Below are 17,959 nucleotides of genomic sequence, written 5' to 3'. Positions count from 1 at the left end.
CTCATATGGGAGACATCTGGGTCCTGCGCATAGGGCACCGTCCCGAGCGCGACAAGCGCGTTACCACGCATGTGGCGCTGACGGCGAGGGCCCTCGGCGCCAAGGGCATCTACGTCGATACCGCGGACCCGGTGCTGGAGGAGAACATCCGCAGCACCGTCCAGAGGTTCGGCGGCGATTTCACGATCAAGACCGGGGTCGCCTGGGACGACGTCATCGGCTCCTTCAAGGGCAAGATCGTCCACCTCACCATGTACGGGCAGAGGGCGGACATCGCCATACCCAGGATACCCACGGACGAGGATATCCTCGTCATCGTCGGGGCGACCAAGGTCCCGATGTGCATATATGAGAGGGCGGACTTCAACGTCTCCGTAGGGAACCAGCCGCATTCGGAGATCTCCGCCATGGCGATCTTCCTGTACGTGTATACGGGCGGGAAGCACCTGTACGAGTACAGGGAGGGCGGCGAGATCGCCGTCGTTCCCAATGAAAGGGGGAAGACCGTTGTCGAGAACAGGCGATGAGAAGTATCCGAGCGGGAAGCAGTGCATCCAGTACCTCTGGGACGCAGGGTGCTCCAAGCGCGTCGTCGTGCACTGCGCCACCGTCCGCGCGGTCGCCGACGCGATCGCCAAGGGCATACCGTCCGCCGACCCGGACCTGGTCACCGCAGGCGCCCTGCTGCACGATATCGGGAGGTCCAGGGACCACTCGATCATGCATGCGTACATCGGCTCCGTCATCGTCCGCGACCTCGGCCTCCCGCAGGAGCTCGTCGACATCGTCCGGAAGCATACCGGCGCCGGCCTGGACCAGCAGGATGTCGAGGAGATGCAGCTGCCTCCGGGCGACTACATGCCGAGCACCATCGAGGAGAAGATCGTCGCCCACGCGGACAACATGGTGAGCGACAACAGGGTCGTGGAGCACACGTACTCCGTCGAGAAGCTCAGGCGCAAGGGCGCCGAGAGAGGGGCGAGGAGGATCGAGGACCTCCACAGGGAGCTTTCGGCCTACTACGGCCGCGACCTCGACGTCCTGGTCGGGGAGCTCGGGGAGTACCCCAAGATAAAAGGCGTGAAACCCTGAACCCCGGCCGGACTGTGTTCCGGCCACTTCGGGATCGGGTCCCGCACAAATGTGTTATAAACTGCATCGGGGATTCCATCGCAGGTGAACCTAATGGTAACGGAATTGAACGAGCAGACCTTCAGCACGTTCGTGAAGCAGGACGGCGTCGTCCTTGTCGACTGCTGGGCCCCCTGGTGCGGCCCCTGCAGGAGGATGGGCCCCATAATCGACCAGCTCTCCGAGGAGCTCCCCGATGTCAAGGTCGGGAAGCTCAACACTGACGAGAACCAGGCGGTCGCCCGCACCTTCGGCATCTCCGCCATCCCCACCCTTCTGTTCTTCGTCGACGGGGTCCAGCAGGAGTCCCTCATCGGCCTCAGGCCGAAAGAGGACATCGTCTCCTACATCGACGGGCTGAAGAAGCAGTGAGCTCAGATGGACGCCGACGTTCTGATCATCGGGTCCGGGCCGGCAGGCCTCCAGGCCGCCATCCACTCGGCCCGCAGGAAGGTGAGCACGGTCCTCATCGGAAGGATCTCCGGGAGCGCTGCCTACGGCATATCCGTGGAGAACTACTTCGGGACCGCCGGGAAGGCCAAGGGCATAGACCTGCTCATGAACGGCGTCCGCCAGGCGCACTCGTTCGGGTGCGAGGTCCTGGACATGAACGTCGTCTCCGCTTCGCGCGGGGCGGACGGGATGTTCAGGATAGTCGCCGAGTCGGGGACGGAGATCTCCGCGAGGGCGGTCGTCCTCGCCACCGGGGTCTCCCGCAACAAGCTGAACGTCCCGGGAGAGGCCGAGTTCTCGAACGGGAAGGGCGTCAGCTACTGCGTGTCCTGCGACTGCAATTTCTACAAGGGCAGGAGGGTCGCCGTGGTCGGGTCCGAATCGGAGGCCGCCATCGGCGCCGAGATCATGACCAGGTACGCGTCGGAGACCTTCTGGATCGCGAAGTCGCACGATGCGGACCCGGCACTCGAGAAGAAGGCCGAGGCCGCGGGGGCCGTGAGGATAGAGTCGTCGGTGAAGGAGATCCACGGCGACGGGCTCGTGAAGTCCGTGGTCCTGGAGGACGGCACGGAGCTCCCCGTCGACGGCGTGTTCATCGAGCTCGGCGGGAGGTCCTCCGCCGACCTCTCCATGGACCTCGGGGCGATGCCGGAGATCGACGACACCCTGAAGGTGGAGAAGGACTGCTCGGTGCCCGGCGTCCCGGGGCTGTTCGCCTGCGGGGACATCACCGGCAGGCCTTGGCAGATCGGCAAGGCCGTCGGCGAGGGCGTCATCGCGGGGATGTCCGCGGCCGCCTATGCCGCGAGGGCGAAGAAATGACCGTGGAAGACCTCATATCGGGGATGCTCAGGGAGGAGGGAGGTTTCCAGAAGGCCTTCCAGAACATCCTCGACGACGAGCTCCATATGTCCCTCAGCGAGTTCTGCTCGGTGTCGGGGCTGTCCCAGAGCACCATGTACAAGATCCTCGAGGAGAGGAGGGAGCCCAACCTGCGCACCGTGAGGCAGATTGTAAACGCCCTGAAGCAGATCTACGGCAAGGACAAGCAGAAGTTCACTGCCGTCATCGCCGCCTCATCGTTCATGGAGGGCCTCCCCAAGAGCTTCGACACGGGCGCCGGGGGCACCATCGCCATCCGCGAGTACACGGTCTCCACCGTGGAGGATGCTGTCATCGCCGCAGTGCGTGCAGGCAGGGACGGCGCGGTCGGCATCATCTGCGCGCCCATCGTGGCGTCCACCATCGAGAAGATCTCGACGGTGCCGGTATACCCCGTCATGCCGTTCGACAGCGTGATGAAGATCATCGATGTGCTGAAGGAACGCTACTGATTCGGGGCTGTGGGTCGGAGCATGCATCCAACCTTGCCTTATATGTATTATATATAATGCTTTGGTTTGAATTTAAAGCATTACCCATAGGAACCTTTTAATATGGTTCTCTGGTCATCCGAAAATTCGTAACGTTTTTTAAATAGTCTCCAATCGGATATTCTTTTCAGTCTTGCCCCGGGCCGGACACGATTTAGCAGGACGGCAATCCTGCGTCCGGCGTCAGGGTGCGGAGGAGTGGCAATGGCAGAAGCAAGCAGTCCCAGCGAAAGCTATGGAACTTCAGTTGAAGGTACGTCGGAGCTCGCGAGGACCATCGATTGGAAACAGGGAGTCATCATCGCGATGGGCGTGCCCATCCTGATCCTGCCGTCCCTGTACGACCTATCGGGGACCCTGTGGGCGATGAGCATCGCCATCTGGGTCATATCGGTCCTGCAGGGTTTCCTGCAGAACATGGCCATCGGAGAGATGGCGGCCAATTTCGGCGTGTCCGGCATCGGGGCATGCGCCCAGTATGTTTTCGACGATGAGGAGAAGTACCGCGGGAAGAAGGTCAATTGGGGTAAGTTCATAGGCGCGTTCACCGCCTGGTCCTATTGGTTCACGTGGACCCCGGTCATCCCGATCTTCACGATCATGACCGGGACGTACCTCCAGAGCGAGTACTTCGACGAGTACATCGGCTTCATGGCGGACATCGACCCGACCGTCCTCAACCTGGTGCTCGGGGCCATCATCTACGGAGTCATCGTCGGCATCGGATCGAGAGGGCTCTCCGGCGGCGCCACGGCGCAGCTGATCCTCTCGCTGATAACCATCGTCCCGCTGGTCATCGTCGTGGCCATCCCGTTCATCGACGGGTCCTTCAGCCTGGACACCGTCAGCAGGGACTGGACCTCCCCCGACTGGGAGTGGGACGCCAACGGGTTCATGCTGGTGTTCGGGTTCCTGGCGACCGCCCAGTGGAGCGCCTGCGCATGGGAGTCCTGCGCCACTTACGGCGCGGAGTACAAGGACCCCGGGCACGACCTGCCCAAGGCGCTCATCGCCTGCGGCCTCATCTGCCTGTTCATGTACTTCATCGTCTCGCTGTCGGTGTTCGGCACCCTCGGCTACGACGGCGTCGACGTCGCAGGATATGCGACCCTGGCCCCTCTCTGCGTGAGCGACTTCGGTGACGAGGGGGCCCTCGTCGCCCTGATCCTGCTCGTCGCAGGCATGGTCATGCTGATCCAGACGGCCTTCCTCGGTTCATCGAGGACGCTCTTCGCGATGAGCCAGAACGGCAACATGCCGAAGCTCCTCAGCAAGACGAACAAGAACGGGGCCCCCATCTACGCCATGTTCTTCCAGTTCGCGGTCGGCATGTGCCTGATCCCCCTCGGCACCCCGGGAATGATCCTGGCGGCCTCGTCGTTCGGGTTCTGCTTCGCGCTGGGGATGGCGATGATCTGCTTCCTCAAGACCCACTACGACCCGAAGTTCAAGGACAGGCCCAGGGTATGGAACGCGCCCAAGGGCTGGGTATATGTCGCCGCCGGATTGGCGATCTACCAGTTCTTCATACTGATTCCCTGCCTGGCGTACGAGTCCAACTACCTGTTCGGGCCGTCGTCCGTGGTCGTAGGGGCGATCATACTCCTGGCCTACATCCCGCTCTGGTTCGCACTGCAGGCCAAGGAGAAGAAGGCCGGGAGCGTCCCCACGGCCACCGCGGCCTCCGGGACCGATCCCGGGAACGGGGACTGAGCCCCCGCATCATCTTACGCTCAAACCCTTTAACCGGGGCATTCTCTGCCCCCCGGCGGGACCGTCCGCGCCTATACCCCCGCGCTTCGGTCCCGCCGTTTACTGCACTGTGCGGGGCCCGCCGCAGAGGCCCGATACAAGTTTATATCCGGGCTTAACTTTTCAAGCATAAAGGAAAGAAGGCGGTGCACAGATGTTCGAGCTCCAGGTGGTATCCAACACTCCCATGACCGGCGTGGACGATATTGACGTCCTCGCCGAGACGTTCCTAACGCAGATCGGCTACCTTTCTAAGGGCTACGACCCGAGGGGGAGCGGGGCGCTCACCCTGAGGGAGAGCATCCCTTACAGGATCTTCATGGACTTCTTCATGAAGAACCCCTCCAAGGCATGGGCGGCCGAGGAGATCGCCGCCCTCCTGGACACCACCAAGCCCACCGTCTACCGCTACATCAACAAGCTGAAGTCGATGGACATCGTCGAGTACACCGATGTCCAGGGCGCCGACGGCCAGGTCAGGCGCGGATACCGCCTGAGATACGGCGACCTGTCCAAAGCGTGGTCGTTCTGCGAGGCCAACGTGAAGATGGCCATGGACAACTACCGCAAGACCGTTGAGAGGTTCGGGCAGCTTGCGAAGGAAAGGGCGGAGAAGAGCTGAAGATGGGAAACGAGGTCCCCCAACGCATCGCGGAGGCCCTCAGGTCCGGGGAGGTCTCCGACCGCGATTCCCTCCAGCGCCTCAAGATGAAGCTGTGCTCCGAGCTGGGGCCCGACAAGGTCCCGCCGAACTCAGAGGTGCTGGCACTTCTGAGCGGGGAGGAGAGGGAGAGGTTCCTGCCCCTGCTGGTCAAGAAGCCAGTGAAGACAGTGTCGGGCGTCTCCGCGGTGGCCGTCATGACCTCCCCGTACCCCTGCCCCCACGGCAAGTGCGCCTACTGCCCCGGCGGGGTCGAGAACAACTCCCCCCAGTCCTACACCGGCAAGGAGCCGGCAGCCAGGAGGGCGGCGATGAACCATTACGACCCGTACGACCAGGTCGCCTCGAGGATATCCCAGCTGGAGGAGGTCGGTCACCCATCATCCAAGATCGACCTGATCATCATGGGAGGGAACTTCACCTCCCGCGACCCGATGTACCGGGAATGGTTCGTCAAGAGGTGCTTCGACGCCATGAACGGCCGTCCCGCAGCCTCGCTGGAGGAGGCGCAGGCGATCAACGGGTCTGCGGAGCACAGGTGCGTCGGGCTCACGGTGGAGTCCCGCCCCGACTACCTCATGACAGACAAAGCTGTAGAGGAGATGATGCGCCTCGGCGCCACCAGGGTGGAGCTCGGGGTGCAGATCCTCGACGATGAAGTTCTGAAGAAGGTCAGCAGGGGCCACGGCGTGGCCGAGACGGTCAGGGCCACCGAGGTCTGCCGGAGGCACGGGCTCCTGGTGTGCTACCACATCATGCCGGGACTTCCCGGCTCCTCGCCCGAAAACGACCTCAGGTGCTTCCGCAGGCTGTTCTCCGACCCGGCGTTCCGCCCGGACGGCCTGAAGTTCTATCCTGCCCTGGTGATCCCAGGTACCGAGATGCACAGGTGGTGGGAGGCAGGGGAATACGTCCCTCCGGACACGGCCACGGCGGTCGCCCTCCTGTCAGAGATGAAGTCCCAGGTCCCCGAGTACGTCAGGATACAGCGCATACAGAGGGACATCCCGGTCCCGGAGATCGCCGCCGGCATAATGCAGAGCAACCTGCGCCAGCTGGTGCAGGAGAACATGGCGAAGGAGGGGCTCTCCTGCAGGTGCATCCGCTGCCGCGAGGCGGGCAGGAGCGGGCTCCCGCCGGAAGGGCCGGACGGCGCGGAGCTGAAGACCCAGACCTACGAGGCGTCCGGCGGGACGGAGCATTTCATATCGTTCGAGACAGGAGACAGGATAATCGGCTACGTACGCCTGAGGACGGACGGCAGCGGGACCGCCCGCATACGCGAGCTCAGGGTCGCGGGGCAGGAGACGGCCGTTGGGAAGGAGGCCGAGGGATGGCAGCACAGGGGCTACGGGAAGAGGCTCCTCGCCGAGGCCGAGGCGGCAGCGGCCCGGGAAGGATGCACCCGCATGTGCGTCACATCCGCGCCGGGGGCCAGGGAGTATTATGCCAAGCTCGGCTACACTCCCGCCCCGCCTTACATGGTCAAGGACCTCTGACCGTCTGGGTCATCCGTAGAGCTGGTTATTGTCCCATTTGCCCTTCTTGCTGCTGCGGGCCTCGGCGGCCATGTCGGAGTACGCCTTGTAGGTCATGTCGTCGACGGACGGCCTGACCATTCCCATCGCCTTCTCGAAGTGCCTCATGTGCACGTACTCGATCTTCGGGTCCTCATGGTAGGCGGCCAGCCCGGCCTCCCTGCAGACGGTCGCCAGGTCGGCCCCGACGTAACCCTCGGTGCGGGCGGCCAGCTCCTCCAGGTCGACGTCGTCTGCCAGCGGCATCCTGCGCGTGTGGACCTTCAGTATGCTGAGTCTGGCGTCCTCGGAGGGCTTCCCGACCAGGATCATCCTGTCCAGGCGCCCGGGCCTCAGGACCGCCGGGTCGATCATGTCGGGCCTGTTGGTCGCTCCGATGACCAGGACGTTCTTCAGCTGCTCCACGCCGTCCAGGGCGGTAAGGAGCTGCGCGACCATGCTGTCGGTCGCCCTCGACGCCTCGTCCCCCGCCCTCCTGGGCGCCAGGGAATCCAGCTCGTCGAAGAAGATGATCGACGGGGCCATCTGCCTGGCGCGCTTGAAGATCTTCCTGAGGTTCTCTTCCCCCTGCCCGACGAACTTGTTGAGCAGCTCCGGGCCGTTCACCAGGATGAAGTTGGCGTCCGCCTGGTTGGCCATCGCCTTGGCGATGAGGGTCTTCCCGGTCCCGGGGGGCCCGTAGAGGAGGACGCCCTTCCCGGCGGAGATGCCCAGGCGCTCGAAGTCCTTGCGCTCCTCCCCCGGCATGAGGACCTCGGTCATCTCGCGCCTTATGTCGTCCAGCCCGCCGATGTCGTCCCAGGTGACCTTCGGGACCTCCACGGACACCTCCCTCATGCCGCTGGGCTCGACCTCGCTGAAGGCGGCCGAGAAATCGTCCATGCCCACCTTCATCTTCTCCAGCACCTCGGCCGGGACCTTCCTGTCGAGGTCGACGTCCTTCATGTAGCGGCCTAGGCATTTCATCGCCGCTTCCCTGCAGAGGGCGGCGAGGTCGGCCCCGACGAAGCCGTGAGTGGTATGTGCCAGCGCATCGAGGTCGACGTCCTCGGCGAGCGGCATGGACCTGGTGTGCACCTCGAGGATGGACCTCCTGCCCTCGAGGTTGGGTATGCCGATCTCGATCTCCCTGTCGAACCTCCCCGGGCGCCTCAGCGCCGGGTCGATGGAATCCTCCTGGTTGGTGGCCCCGATGACCACCACGTTCCCGCGGCCTCCCATGCCGTCCATGAGGGTCAGAAGCTGAGCCACGATCCTGCGCTCGGTCTCCGAGTCGGCGCGTTCCCTGTTGGGGGCGATGGAGTCGATCTCGTCGATGAAGATGATCGACGGCGCGGACTTCTCGGCCTGATCGAAGATCTCCCTCAGGTGCGCCTCCGACTCGCCGTAGTACTTCCCGACGATCTCCGGCCCGCGGATGGTCAGGAAACTGGCCCCGGACTCATTAGCCAGAGCCTCAGCGATGAGGGTCTTCCCGGTCCCCGGGGGCCCGTAGAGGAGGACGCCCTTCGGAGCGGATATCCCCATCCTCTCGAACAGCTCGGGGTGCTTCAGCGGGAGCTCGATCATCTCCCTGATGCGCCTCAGCTCGTCGTCGAGGCCGCCGATGTCGTCGTAGGTGGTGAACTTGCTCTCCCTTCCGAACTTGGCCTTCCCGCGCTTCTTGCCGGCGGGGGACTCGGGCCCTTCGAGGATCACCAGGTCGGTGGTGTCGGAGATGACGGCCTCGGGCGGGTCCGACGACACCACTCTAAACACGGAGCGGTTCCCCATGAGAGATACGTTCGGCACGGTGATGTCCAGCCCTTTGACGACCGGCCTCCCGATGAGGTTGCTCTTGAAGATGCCGGCGAAATTGTCGTCGACGGCGATGTGGGTCCCGGGAGGTATGTTCGGGGCGAGGACGACCCTCACCGCCCGGCCCGGGTCTATCCTCTCGACCTTGACGTTCTCCCCTATGGAGACGCCGGCCGAGGTCCTGGTGAGGCCGTCTATCCTGATGATCCCGGAACCGGCATCCTCCGGGTCGCTGCGGAATATCTTGGCGACCGCGGTGTTCTTGCCGGTGATCCTGACTATGCTGCCTATGGTGAGTTCCAGCGATGAGTACGCCTCGGGGTCGAGGCGGGCCCTTCCGTAGCCGGCCTCCTTCAGGCGTTTCGGCGCGTCTACGCGCAGGATCAGGGAAGTCATATGGTAGCTTCATCATGGAAGGGATATTTTAGCAGAACGTCCTGCAGCCATCGGAGATGTTCCCGGGGAATCCAGGGGACCTGCCGTTTCCAGCCCCTATAATTTAAATATGACTATCTTTTGGGGTGCTTTCGATAGGATAACAATTGGGCTTGTAGCTCAGCTAGGTAGAGCATCTGACTTTTAATCAGGTGGTCGGGGGTTCGAATCCCTCCAAGCCCGCTTTGTGTTCTTCATGAGCGATCGACGGCGGATCAAGTATGAGGATGATTCTACTGATTTCTGGGAAACACGGCTCCTGCGTACCGGGCAGAGTTTTCCGAGGCTTTTATCGATAAAAGGTGTAAAAATGGCAGCAGAAACTGACTCCTTCAACATTCTCAGGCACAATCTCGTGCCCGAGCACCATCTACTCTCAGAAGAGGAGGCCGAGGAGGTCCTGAAGAAGCTGGGCGTCACCCGCGACCAGCTTCCCAAGATCAAGACCACGGACGCGGTCATCCGGGTGCTCGAGCAGATCCACGGGCCGATAGACGAGGGAAGGATCGTCAAGATCATCAGGAAGTCGGAGACGGCGCAGGAGTTCACCGTCTACAGGCTCGTAACCAAAGGGTGAGAATCGAATGAGGGACCTAGTAAATCTTTATTTCAGGGACAAGAACATCGTAAACCACCACATCGAGTCCTTCAACGACTTCCTGGCGACGATCGACAATCCCAACAGCAGGATGCAGAGGATCGTCGACGACATCAGGGTGCCGACGGACGACGCCGTCAGGGGCATCATCAAGCTCGACCCCGAGAAGACCGGCGGAAGGGACATCGAGATCGTCATCGGGAGGGCGAGGAACGACGAGGGCGCCATCGACCCCCAGTCCAAGCCCACCATCAGGATCGACCGCCCGCAGATCAACGAGGCGAACGGATACAAGCACGACATCTCGCCCATGGAGGCCAGGCTCAGGAACCTGAACTACATGTCCCCGGTGTACGTCCGCTTCGAGGTCTACGAGGACGGCATCAGGCAGGACCTCGAGAACGACGGCTGGGTCCACATCGGGGACCTCCCCATGATGGTGAAGTCCAAAGGATGCAACCTCTGCCGCGCCAGCATCGAGGAGCGCCTCGAGCGCAAGCTGACCGAGGAGGAGTACCTGCAGGAGCTCATCAAGGAGAAGGAGGACCCCAGGGAGCCCGGAGGGTACTTCATCATCGGAGGGACCGAGAGGGTGCTCATCACCCTCGAGGACCTCGCCCCCAACCGCGTCATGGTCGAGTACAACGAGCGCTACGGCGCCGCCGTCGAGACCGCCAAGGTCTTCTCCCAGCGCGAGGGCTACCGCGCACTGACCCAGGTGGAGAAGAAGAAGGACGGCACCCTCATGGTCTCCGTCCCCGTCGTCAACGGAGAGATCCCCCTGATCGCCCTGATGAAGGCGCTCGGCATGGAGAAGGATTCCGACATCTACGACACCATCGTCTCCGATGACGGCATGGCGAACATCGTCTACGCCAACATCGAGGGGTCCTTCGACATCAACTCGAAGACCAACCTGCCGGTGACCCAGTCCCCGCCCGGGCCCCAGGACAAGATCCTGCCCGGATACCACACCACCGAGGACGCCCTGCTCTACCTCGAGAGGAACTTCGCCGCCGGCCAGGCCAAGGAATACAGGATCAAGAAGGTCGAGTCCATCCTCGACAGGTCCCTGCTGCCCCACCTCGGCGACTCCAAGGAAGACCGCATGAAGAAGGCCATCTACCTCGGCAGGATCGCGAAGTCCGTCCTCGAGCTCTCGCTCGGGCTCAGGAAGGCCGACGACAAGGACCACTACGCCAACAAGAGGCTCAAGCTGTCCGGCGACCTCATGGAGGACCTCTTCAGGACCAGCTTCTCCAGCCTCATGAAGGACCTCAAGTACCAGATGGAGAGGAACGTCGGCAGGAAGAAGTCCGACTTCTCCGTCGCCTCCAGCATCAGGCCCGACCTGTTCACCCACAAGCTGCTCCACGCCCTCGCGACCGGCAACTGGGTCGGCGGGCGCGCCGGTGTCTCCCAGCTGCTCGACAGGACCTCCAACATGTCGTCCGTGTCCCACCTCAGGAGGATCACCTCCTCCCTGACCAGGTCCCAGCCCCACTTCGAGGCCCGTGACCTGCACCCCACCCAGTGGGGGAGGCTCTGCCCCTCCGAGACCCCCGAGGGACAGAACTGCGGCCTGGTGAAGAACGCCGCCCTGATCATCAACGTCTCCGAGTCCTACCCGGAGGAGGACGTCATCAGGATGCTCAGGGAGTTCGGGCTCGCCTCCGTCAACGACGAGAGCACCCGCGTCTTCGTCAACGGGAACCTCGTCGGTACCTACCCCGACCCCGAGAAGCTCGTCTCCGAGATCAGGGAGCGCAGGAGGTACGGCCTGATATCCCAGGACATCAACATCCGCTACGACGACGAGATGGGCGAGGTCATCATCAACTCCGACGACGGAAGGCTCAGGAGGCCCCTGCTCGTCCTCAAGGACGGCAGGACCGTCCTCACCAGGAAGCACATCGAGGGCATCCGCGACGGGAAGATCTCCTGGGACGACCTGTTCCGCGACGGCATCCTCGAGTGGCTCGACGCCGAGGAGGAAGAGGACTCCCTCGTCCTCGTCTCGCCGTACGACCTGCCCGCCAGGTGCCCCGAGTGCGGCCATGCCCTCTCGGAGACCGATGTCGACTGGATGAACGTCGGCAAGGCCGACAGGGAGTGCGAGCTCACCTGCCGCTGGTGCCACAAGACCTTCAGGGTCCCCAGCAACATCATCGGCCCCGACGGCAAGTGCGACTACACCCACATGGAGGTCGACCCGATGATCATCATCGGAGTCGCCGCAGGGATCGTCCCCTACCCCGAGCACAACTCCGCGCCCCGTATCACCATGGGCGCCGCCATGGCCAAGCAGGCCCTGGGAGTGGCCACCTCCAACTACAGGATCAGGCCCGACACCCGCGGCCACCTGATGCACTACCCGCAGGTCCCCATGGTGCAGACCCAGGCGATGGACTACATCGGATACAAGTACAGGCCGGCAGGGCAGAACTTCTGCATCGCCGTCCTCTCCTACCACGGCTACAACATCGAGGATGCCATCGTCATGAACAAGTCCTCGGTGCAGCGCGGCCTCGGCAGGACCACCTTCATGAGGTCCTACCGCGCCGAGGAGCGCAGGTACCCCGGAGGGCAGGAGGACCACTTCGAGATCCCCTCGCCCGACATCGAGGGAGTCCGCGCCGACGAGGCCTATCAGAACCTCGGCGAGGACGGGCTCATCTCCCCCGAGTGCTTCGTCTCCGGCAGCGATGTCCTGATCGGCAAGACCTCGCCCCCGAAGTTCCTCGAGGAGGAGACCGACTTCATGTCGACCAAGAAGAGGCGCGAGACCTCGGTGACCGTCAGGCCCGGGGAGCAGGGATACGTCGACTCCGTCATCCTCACCGAGAGCGAGAACGGATCGAGGCTCGTCCGCGTCAAGGTCAGGGACCAGAGGATCCCCGAGCTCGGCGACAAGTTCTGCTCCAGGTTCGGGCAGAAGGGAGTCGTCGGCAGGCTCGTCGACCAGTGCGACATGCCGTTCACCACCGACGGAATCACCCCCGACCTGGTCGTCAACCCCCACGGTATCCCGTCCCGTATGACCGTCGGGCACGTGCTCGAGATGATCGCAGGCAAGGTCGGCTCCATGGAGGGCCGCACCATCGACGGTACCGCGTTCTCCGGCGAGAACGAGGAGTCCATCCGCGACGGCCTCGTCAGGAACGGCTTCAACAGGAGCGGAAAAGAGATCATGTACGACGGCAGGACCGGGCGCATGATCCAGACCGAGGTCTACACCGGCGTCATCTTCTACGAGAAGCTGCACCACATGGTCAGCGGCAAGCTCCACGTCAGGTCCAGAGGGCCCGTGCAGATACTCACCAGGCAGCCTACCGAGGGACGTTCCAGGCAGGGAGGCCTCAGGTTCGGAGAGATGGAGCGCGACTGCCTCATCGGCCACGGCGCCGCCATGGTCATCAAGGACCGCCTGCTCGACGAGTCCGACGGTACCCAGCAGTACGTCTGCGGCAACCCCAAGTGCGGCCACATCGCCGTGATGAACAGGTTCGGCCAGCTCCGCTGCCCGGTCTGCGGAAACACCACAAGCATCTACCTCGTGCAGACATCCTACGCGTTCAAGCTCCTCATGGACGAGCTGCTGTCGCTGGGTGTGGCCATGAGGCTTCAGCTGGAGGATCTCTCATGATCTCGAACATCACAAAGAAGATCGGCTCGATCAAGTTCTCCTGCGTCTCGCCCGACGAGATCAGGAGGATGTCCGCGGTGAAGATCATCACCGCCGACACCTACGATGACGAGGGATGGCCCATCGCGGGCGGCCTCATGGACCCCCACATGGGCATCATCGAGCCCGGGCTCCGCTGCAAGACCTGCGGGCTCAAGCTCGACGAGTGCCCCGGGCACTTCGGCCACATCGACCTGGCCATGCCGGTCATCCACGTCGGTTTCATCAAGGACATAAAGCTCATGCTGGAGTCCACCTGCCGCTCCTGCGGCAGGCTGATGCTGCCTCCCGAGGAGATAAAGGCCCGCCAGAAGAGGATGGACGACATCCTCGACATGGGCGGCGACACCATCGACCAGAAGCTGTACTCCAAAGAGGTCGCCAAGGACGCGTCCTCCAAAGGGGTCTGCCCCTACTGCGGCGCCGAGCAGATCAAGATCAAGCTCGACAAGCCCACCACCTTCAGGGAGGTCTCCGACAACCACAAGCTGACCGCCAAAGAGGTCCGCGAGAGGCTCGAGCGCATCCCCGACGACGACCTGAGGGCCCTGGGAATGGACCCGGCCACCTGCAGGCCCGAGTGGATGGTCCTCACCGCCCTCGCCGTGCCCCCCGTGACCGTCAGGCCCTCCATCACCCTCGATTCCGGCGACAGGTCCGAGGATGACCTGACCCACAAGCTGGTCGACGTCCTGAGGATCAACCAGAGGCTGAGGGAGAACCGCGACGCGGGCGCCCCGCAGCTGATCGTCGAGGACCTCTGGGAGCTCCTGCAGTACCACGTCACCACCTACTTCGACAACCAGACCTCCGGGATACCTCCCGCCAGGCACAGGTCCGGCAGGCCCCTCAAGACCCTCGCCCAGAGGCTGAAGGGCAAGGAGGGGAGGTTCAGGTCCAACCTGTCCGGTAAGCGTGTGAACTTCTCCTCGCGTACCGTCATCTCCCCCGACCCCAACCTGTCCATCAACGAGGTCGGAGTCCCGGTCATCGCGGCCAGGGAGCTGACCGTCCCGGTCATCGTCAACGTCCACAACATCGACGTCATGAGGGAGTACGTCAAGAGGGGCCCGACCCCCGACGAGTCCCAGGGATACATCCCGGGCGTCAACTACGTCATCAGGGGCGACGGCAGGAGGATCAAGGTCACCGACCACAACGCCGAGGAGGTCGCCGAGGGCCTCGACATAGACTACACCGTCGAGAGGCAGCTCATGAACGGCGACGTCGTCCTGTTCAACAGGCAGCCGTCGCTCCACAGGATGTCCATCATGGCCCACCGCGTGAGGGTCATGCCCGGCAGGACCTTCAGGTTCAACCTCTGCGACTGCGCCCCGTACAACGCTGACTTCGACGGCGATGAGATGAACCTGCACGTCCTGCAGTCCGAGGAGGCCCGCGCCGAAGCGAGGATCCTCATGCAGGTGCAGGAGAACATCCTCTCGCCCAGGTACGGAGGGCCCATCATCGGCGCCATCCACGACCACATCACCGGCGCTTACTTCCTCACCCACGGCAAGAACGGAGGGCCCCACTTCCACCGCTATGAGGCCATGAACATCCTCATGAAGCTCCCGGACATCAAGGTCCCCGAGCCCGCCGGCGTGGACGAGGGCGGCGAGCCCTACTGGACCGGCAAGCAGCTGTTCAGCCTCGTGCTGCCCCCGGACTTCAACATCACCTACAAGGCGTCCGTCTGCCAGTGCCAGGGAGCCTGCCTGAAGGAGAACTGCCCCACCGACGGGTACGTCAAGATCCGCAACGGGCAGCTCCTCATGGGAACCATCGACGAGAAAGGCATCGGGAACTCCAAAGGGAAGATCCTCGAGCGCATCGCCCGCGACTACGGGGCAGACCGCGCCGCCAGGTTCCTCAACGAGGTCACCAGGCTGTGCCTCGGGTCCATCATGGACCACGGGTTCTCGACCGGTATCGGCGACGAGGACATCCCGCAGGACGCCATCGACCAGATCAACGCCTCCACCCAGGAGGACATCGCCAAGGTGGACAGCCTCGTCGAGTCCTACAGGGAGGGCACCCTCAAGGAGATGCCCGGCAGGTCGCTCAGGGACACCCTGGAGGTCAACATCCAGGGGACCCTGGCCCAGGCCCGTGACAATGCGGGTAACATCGCCGGTAACTTCCTCGGATGGAGCAACCCCGCCGTCATCATGGCCAAGACAGGTGCCAGGGGTTCCATGCTGAACCTCTCGCAGATGGCCGGGTGCGTCGGTCAGCAGTCCGTCCGCGGTGAGAGGATCTCCAGAGGATACTGGAACAGGACCCTCCCCCACTTCCACAAAGGGGACCTCGGGGCCTACGCCAGGGGATTCTGCGCCGACTCCTACAAGAGCGGACTGTCCCCGACCGAGTTCTTCTTCCACGCCATGGGAGGAAGGGAAGGACTGGTCGATACCGCCGTCCGTACCAGCAGGTCCGGTTACATGCAGAGGAGGCTCATCTCCGCGCTGGAGGACCTCAAACTGACCGCCGACGGCACCGTCAGGAACACCGTCGGCACCATCGTGCAGTTCAGGTACGGAGAGGACGGCATCGACCCCTCCCGCGCCGTGCGCGGGAAGGCGATCGACCTCAACGACCTCCTGGCGGAGGTCCTCGGCGACAACGCCGACCAGTTCCTCAACGTCGACGCCAAGGAGGGCTCCGGAGGCAACTACGGCGCCCGCGAGAAGGACCTCGAGACCATCGACTCCGACGACATGGAGTCGGAGGACGGAGAGTCCACCGAGGACTACGAGGGCGGAGACGACGACTACGACGGAGGCGAGTGAAGATGGCGAAGAAGGACACGATTGCGGCGCTTGTCAAGAGAGGCGTCAGCGAGGAGGCCGCCGCCCTCATCCTGACCAGGTACACCACCCTCGGGAGCATTGCATCCGCCGGGGCGCCCGCCCTCGCGGAGCTGGGGATCGAGGAGGCCGAGGCCGAGGACATCATCATGAAGATCGGCAAGCGCCCCGCCAGGGCATCTTCGCCCTCCAAGAAGGCGAGGCCCGAGGCGGCGCAGCCCGAGGCCGTCCGCGAGCCCCCTGAGGAGATCTACAGGCCGCACGAGTACACCGACATGGAGAAACGCCTCTTCGCGATCGCCGACAGGCTGGGGATCAAGCTCCCCATGAAGATCGTCTGCGACATCGCCAAGAGGGTCAGCGGCGCGGACCTCCCCGAGGAGACCTGCGAGAAGCTGATCACCGTCGCCAACAGGATGTACACCTCGCACCTGATGGACCAGAACGAGTCCGCAGGAGTCATGGCGGCGCACTCCCTCGGAGAGCCCGCCACCCAGATGAACCTCCGTACCTTCCACTTCGCGGGTGTCGCGAACGTGAACGTCACCGAGGGTCTGCCGAGGATCATCGAGATCGTCGACGCCAGGCGCGAGCCGTCCACCCCGTCCATGACCATACCCCTGAAGGGCCTGGCCGCCGAGGACGAGGGCGTGGCCAAGCACGTGGCGTCCGAGATCGAGATCACCTCCCTCATCGACGTGGCCAGCATCGAGACCGACATCACCAACCAGAAGCTGATCGTCGTCCCGGACGCCAGGAAGATGGAGGAGCGCGGGCTCACCATCGACGACATCGTCGAGAAGCTGAACAAGATCAAGGCCGTCCGCGGGATGGTCACCAGGCAGGACTACGACATCGTCATCGGTTCCGACGAGCCTTCCTTCAAGAAGCTCCAGCAGATGTACGACGCCGTCAGGAACGCCAAGCTGAAGGGGGTCGAGGGCATCCAGAGGGCAATCCTCCAGATGAACAAGGCCACCGGCAAGTGGGAGATCGTCACCGAGGGGAGCAACCTCGAGGAGGTCCTCCAGCTGGAGTCCGTCGAGGCCGAGAACGTCATGACGAACTCCGTCCTGGAGGTCGCCGACGTCCTCGGCATCGAGGCCGCCAGGAACTCGATCATCCATGAGGCGATGACCACCATGGAGCACGCAGGTCTGGACGTCGACGTCAGGCACGTCATGCTCGTGGCCGACGTCATGACCAACGACGGCACCGTGAGGGCCATCGGAAGGCACGGTGTCTCCGGAAAGAAGTCCTCCGTCCTTGCCAGGGCGGCGTTCGAGATCACCGCGGCGCATCTGCTGCACGCGGCGACCGTCGGCGAGGTGGACCATCTCGAGGGAGTCACCGAAAACATCATAGTGGGTCAGCCGGTGACCCTAGGAACCGGCGCAGTCAAGCTAATCTACACACCCAAGAAGAAAAAGGGGGAAAATGAATGAGCGAAGAAGTAGACATATCCAAAGCACTGAAAGCAGCCATCGCGACCGGAAAGGTCGAGTTCGGAGTGGACCAGACTGAGAAAGCGGTCAAGTCCGGCAAGGCCCAGATGATCATCATCTCCAAGAACTGCCCCTCCGACTCGCTGAAGAAGACCTCCGTCAAGACCCACGTCTACGACGGGAACAACATGGAGCTCGGGGCCCTCTGCGGAAAGCCGTTCTCCGTATCAGCGCTTGCCGTCATCGACAAGGGCACTTCCAACATCTTAACGCTGTGA

General features: G+C 63.2%; 14 protein-coding genes and 1 tRNA gene. 14 read left to right on the top strand and 1 reads right to left on the bottom strand.

The features are described 5' to 3' along the window. The first annotated feature begins 5 nt into the window (after positions 1-5). The 8 genes from O8W32_04700 (at position 6) to O8W32_04665 (ending at position 6,872) form a co-directional block, all read left to right on the top strand. Positions 6-527 carry a tRNA (cytidine(56)-2'-O)-methyltransferase gene (locus O8W32_04700; GenBank protein WII08476.1) on the top strand — a complete coding sequence of 174 codons (522 nt, stop codon included), beginning with the start codon at positions 6-8 and terminating at the stop codon, positions 525-527. Next, positions 508-1,092, top strand: coding sequence for an HDIG domain-containing protein (locus O8W32_04695; GenBank protein ID WII08475.1), 585 nt, complete (start codon positions 508-510; stop codon positions 1,090-1,092). The genes O8W32_04700 and O8W32_04695 overlap by 20 nt, the downstream gene beginning before the upstream one ends. A gap of 93 nt (positions 1,093-1,185) precedes the next feature. Further along, on the top strand, positions 1,186-1,503 hold the full coding sequence (trxA, locus tag O8W32_04690) for a thioredoxin (protein WII08474.1): 318 nt from the start codon (positions 1,186-1,188) through the stop codon (positions 1,501-1,503). A gap of 6 nt (positions 1,504-1,509) precedes the next feature. Further along, positions 1,510-2,409, top strand: coding sequence for an NAD(P)/FAD-dependent oxidoreductase (locus O8W32_04685; protein WII08473.1), 900 nt, complete (start codon positions 1,510-1,512; stop codon positions 2,407-2,409). After that, positions 2,406-2,921: a transcriptional regulator gene (locus tag O8W32_04680; protein ID WII08472.1), complete on the top strand. Its 516-nt coding sequence runs from the start codon at positions 2,406-2,408 to the stop codon at positions 2,919-2,921. The genes O8W32_04685 and O8W32_04680 overlap by 4 nt, the downstream gene beginning before the upstream one ends. A 243-nt stretch (positions 2,922-3,164) precedes the next feature. Beyond that, positions 3,165-4,673, top strand: coding sequence for an APC family permease (locus tag O8W32_04675; GenBank protein ID WII08471.1), 1,509 nt, complete (start codon positions 3,165-3,167; stop codon positions 4,671-4,673). A 193-nt stretch (positions 4,674-4,866) separates the two neighbouring features. Next, positions 4,867-5,334 (top strand): transcriptional regulator, encoded by a 468-nt coding sequence (locus tag O8W32_04670; GenBank protein WII08470.1) that lies wholly within the window; start codon positions 4,867-4,869, stop codon positions 5,332-5,334. Between the two features lie 2 nt (positions 5,335-5,336). Then, a complete protein-coding gene (locus O8W32_04665) occupies positions 5,337-6,872 on the top strand; it encodes a tRNA uridine(34) 5-carboxymethylaminomethyl modification radical SAM/GNAT enzyme Elp3 (protein WII08469.1) in 1,536 nt (511 codons plus the stop codon). 9 nt (positions 6,873-6,881) lie between these two features. Here the strand turns inward: O8W32_04665 and O8W32_04660 are convergent, their stop codons facing one another. Further along, positions 6,882-9,104, bottom strand: a complete 2,223-nt coding sequence (locus O8W32_04660; GenBank protein WII08468.1) for a CDC48 family AAA ATPase — start codon at positions 9,102-9,104, stop codon at positions 6,882-6,884. Positions 9,105-9,252: 148 nt separating this feature from the next. Between O8W32_04660 and O8W32_04655 the strand changes: the two genes are divergently transcribed. The 6 genes from O8W32_04655 to O8W32_04630 all read left to right on the top strand — a co-directional run bounded on the left by O8W32_04655 (position 9,253) and on the right by O8W32_04630 (position 17,959). Further along, positions 9,253-9,326 (top strand) — tRNA-Lys (locus tag O8W32_04655). 127 nt (positions 9,327-9,453) lie between these two features. After that, positions 9,454-9,720, top strand: a complete 267-nt coding sequence (locus O8W32_04650) for a DNA-directed RNA polymerase subunit H (protein ID WII08467.1) — start codon at positions 9,454-9,456, stop codon at positions 9,718-9,720. Between the two features lie 7 nt (positions 9,721-9,727). Further along, on the top strand, positions 9,728-13,387 hold the full coding sequence (locus tag O8W32_04645; protein ID WII08466.1) for a DNA-directed RNA polymerase subunit B: 3,660 nt from the start codon (positions 9,728-9,730) through the stop codon (positions 13,385-13,387). Beyond that, complete coding sequence (locus O8W32_04640) at positions 13,384-16,218, top strand: DNA-directed RNA polymerase subunit A' (protein ID WII08465.1); 2,835 nt, start codon at positions 13,384-13,386, stop codon at positions 16,216-16,218. The genes O8W32_04645 and O8W32_04640 overlap by 4 nt, the downstream gene beginning before the upstream one ends. A 2-nt stretch (positions 16,219-16,220) precedes the next feature. After that, positions 16,221-17,681, top strand: a complete 1,461-nt coding sequence (gene rpoA2, locus O8W32_04635) for a DNA-directed RNA polymerase subunit A'' (GenBank protein ID WII08464.1) — start codon at positions 16,221-16,223, stop codon at positions 17,679-17,681. Beyond that, positions 17,678-17,959 (top strand): 50S ribosomal protein L30e, encoded by a 282-nt coding sequence (locus tag O8W32_04630; GenBank protein WII08463.1) that lies wholly within the window; start codon positions 17,678-17,680, stop codon positions 17,957-17,959. Before rpoA2 ends, O8W32_04630 begins: the two co-directional genes overlap by 4 nt.

It is taken from the genome of Methanomassiliicoccales archaeon LGM-DZ1, assembly GCA_030168595.1.
GTDB lineage: Archaea > Thermoplasmatota > Thermoplasmata > Methanomassiliicoccales > Methanomethylophilaceae > Methanomethylophilus.
The sequence above is the reverse complement of the archived record's forward strand: the minus strand, read 5'-3'. Positions and strand labels throughout refer to the sequence as shown.

Bases quoted from the DNA above. Each gene is read 5' to 3' on its own strand.
- O8W32_04670 (WII08470.1), top strand. From the start codon at position 4,867: ATGTTCGAGCTCCAGGTGGTATCCAACACTCCCATGACCGGCGTGGAC.
- O8W32_04650 (WII08467.1), top strand. From the start codon at position 9,454: ATGGCAGCAGAAACTGACTCCTTCAACATTCTCAGGCACAATCTCGTG.
- O8W32_04700 (WII08476.1), top strand. From the start codon at position 6: ATGGGAGACATCTGGGTCCTGCGCATAGGGCACCGTCCCGAGCGCGAC.
- O8W32_04660 (WII08468.1), bottom strand. From the start codon at position 9,104: ATGACTTCCCTGATCCTGCGCGTAGACGCGCCGAAACGCCTGAAGGAG.
- O8W32_04665 (WII08469.1), top strand. From the start codon at position 5,337: ATGGGAAACGAGGTCCCCCAACGCATCGCGGAGGCCCTCAGGTCCGGG.
- O8W32_04630 (WII08463.1), top strand. From the start codon at position 17,678: ATGAGCGAAGAAGTAGACATATCCAAAGCACTGAAAGCAGCCATCGCG.
- O8W32_04675 (WII08471.1), top strand. From the start codon at position 3,165: ATGGCAGAAGCAAGCAGTCCCAGCGAAAGCTATGGAACTTCAGTTGAA.
- rpoA2 (WII08464.1), top strand. From the start codon at position 16,221: ATGGCGAAGAAGGACACGATTGCGGCGCTTGTCAAGAGAGGCGTCAGC.
- O8W32_04645 (WII08466.1), top strand. From the start codon at position 9,728: ATGAGGGACCTAGTAAATCTTTATTTCAGGGACAAGAACATCGTAAAC.
- trxA (WII08474.1), top strand. From the start codon at position 1,186: ATGGTAACGGAATTGAACGAGCAGACCTTCAGCACGTTCGTGAAGCAG.
- O8W32_04685 (WII08473.1), top strand. From the start codon at position 1,510: ATGGACGCCGACGTTCTGATCATCGGGTCCGGGCCGGCAGGCCTCCAG.
- O8W32_04640 (WII08465.1), top strand. From the start codon at position 13,384: ATGATCTCGAACATCACAAAGAAGATCGGCTCGATCAAGTTCTCCTGC.
- O8W32_04680 (WII08472.1), top strand. From the start codon at position 2,406: ATGACCGTGGAAGACCTCATATCGGGGATGCTCAGGGAGGAGGGAGGT.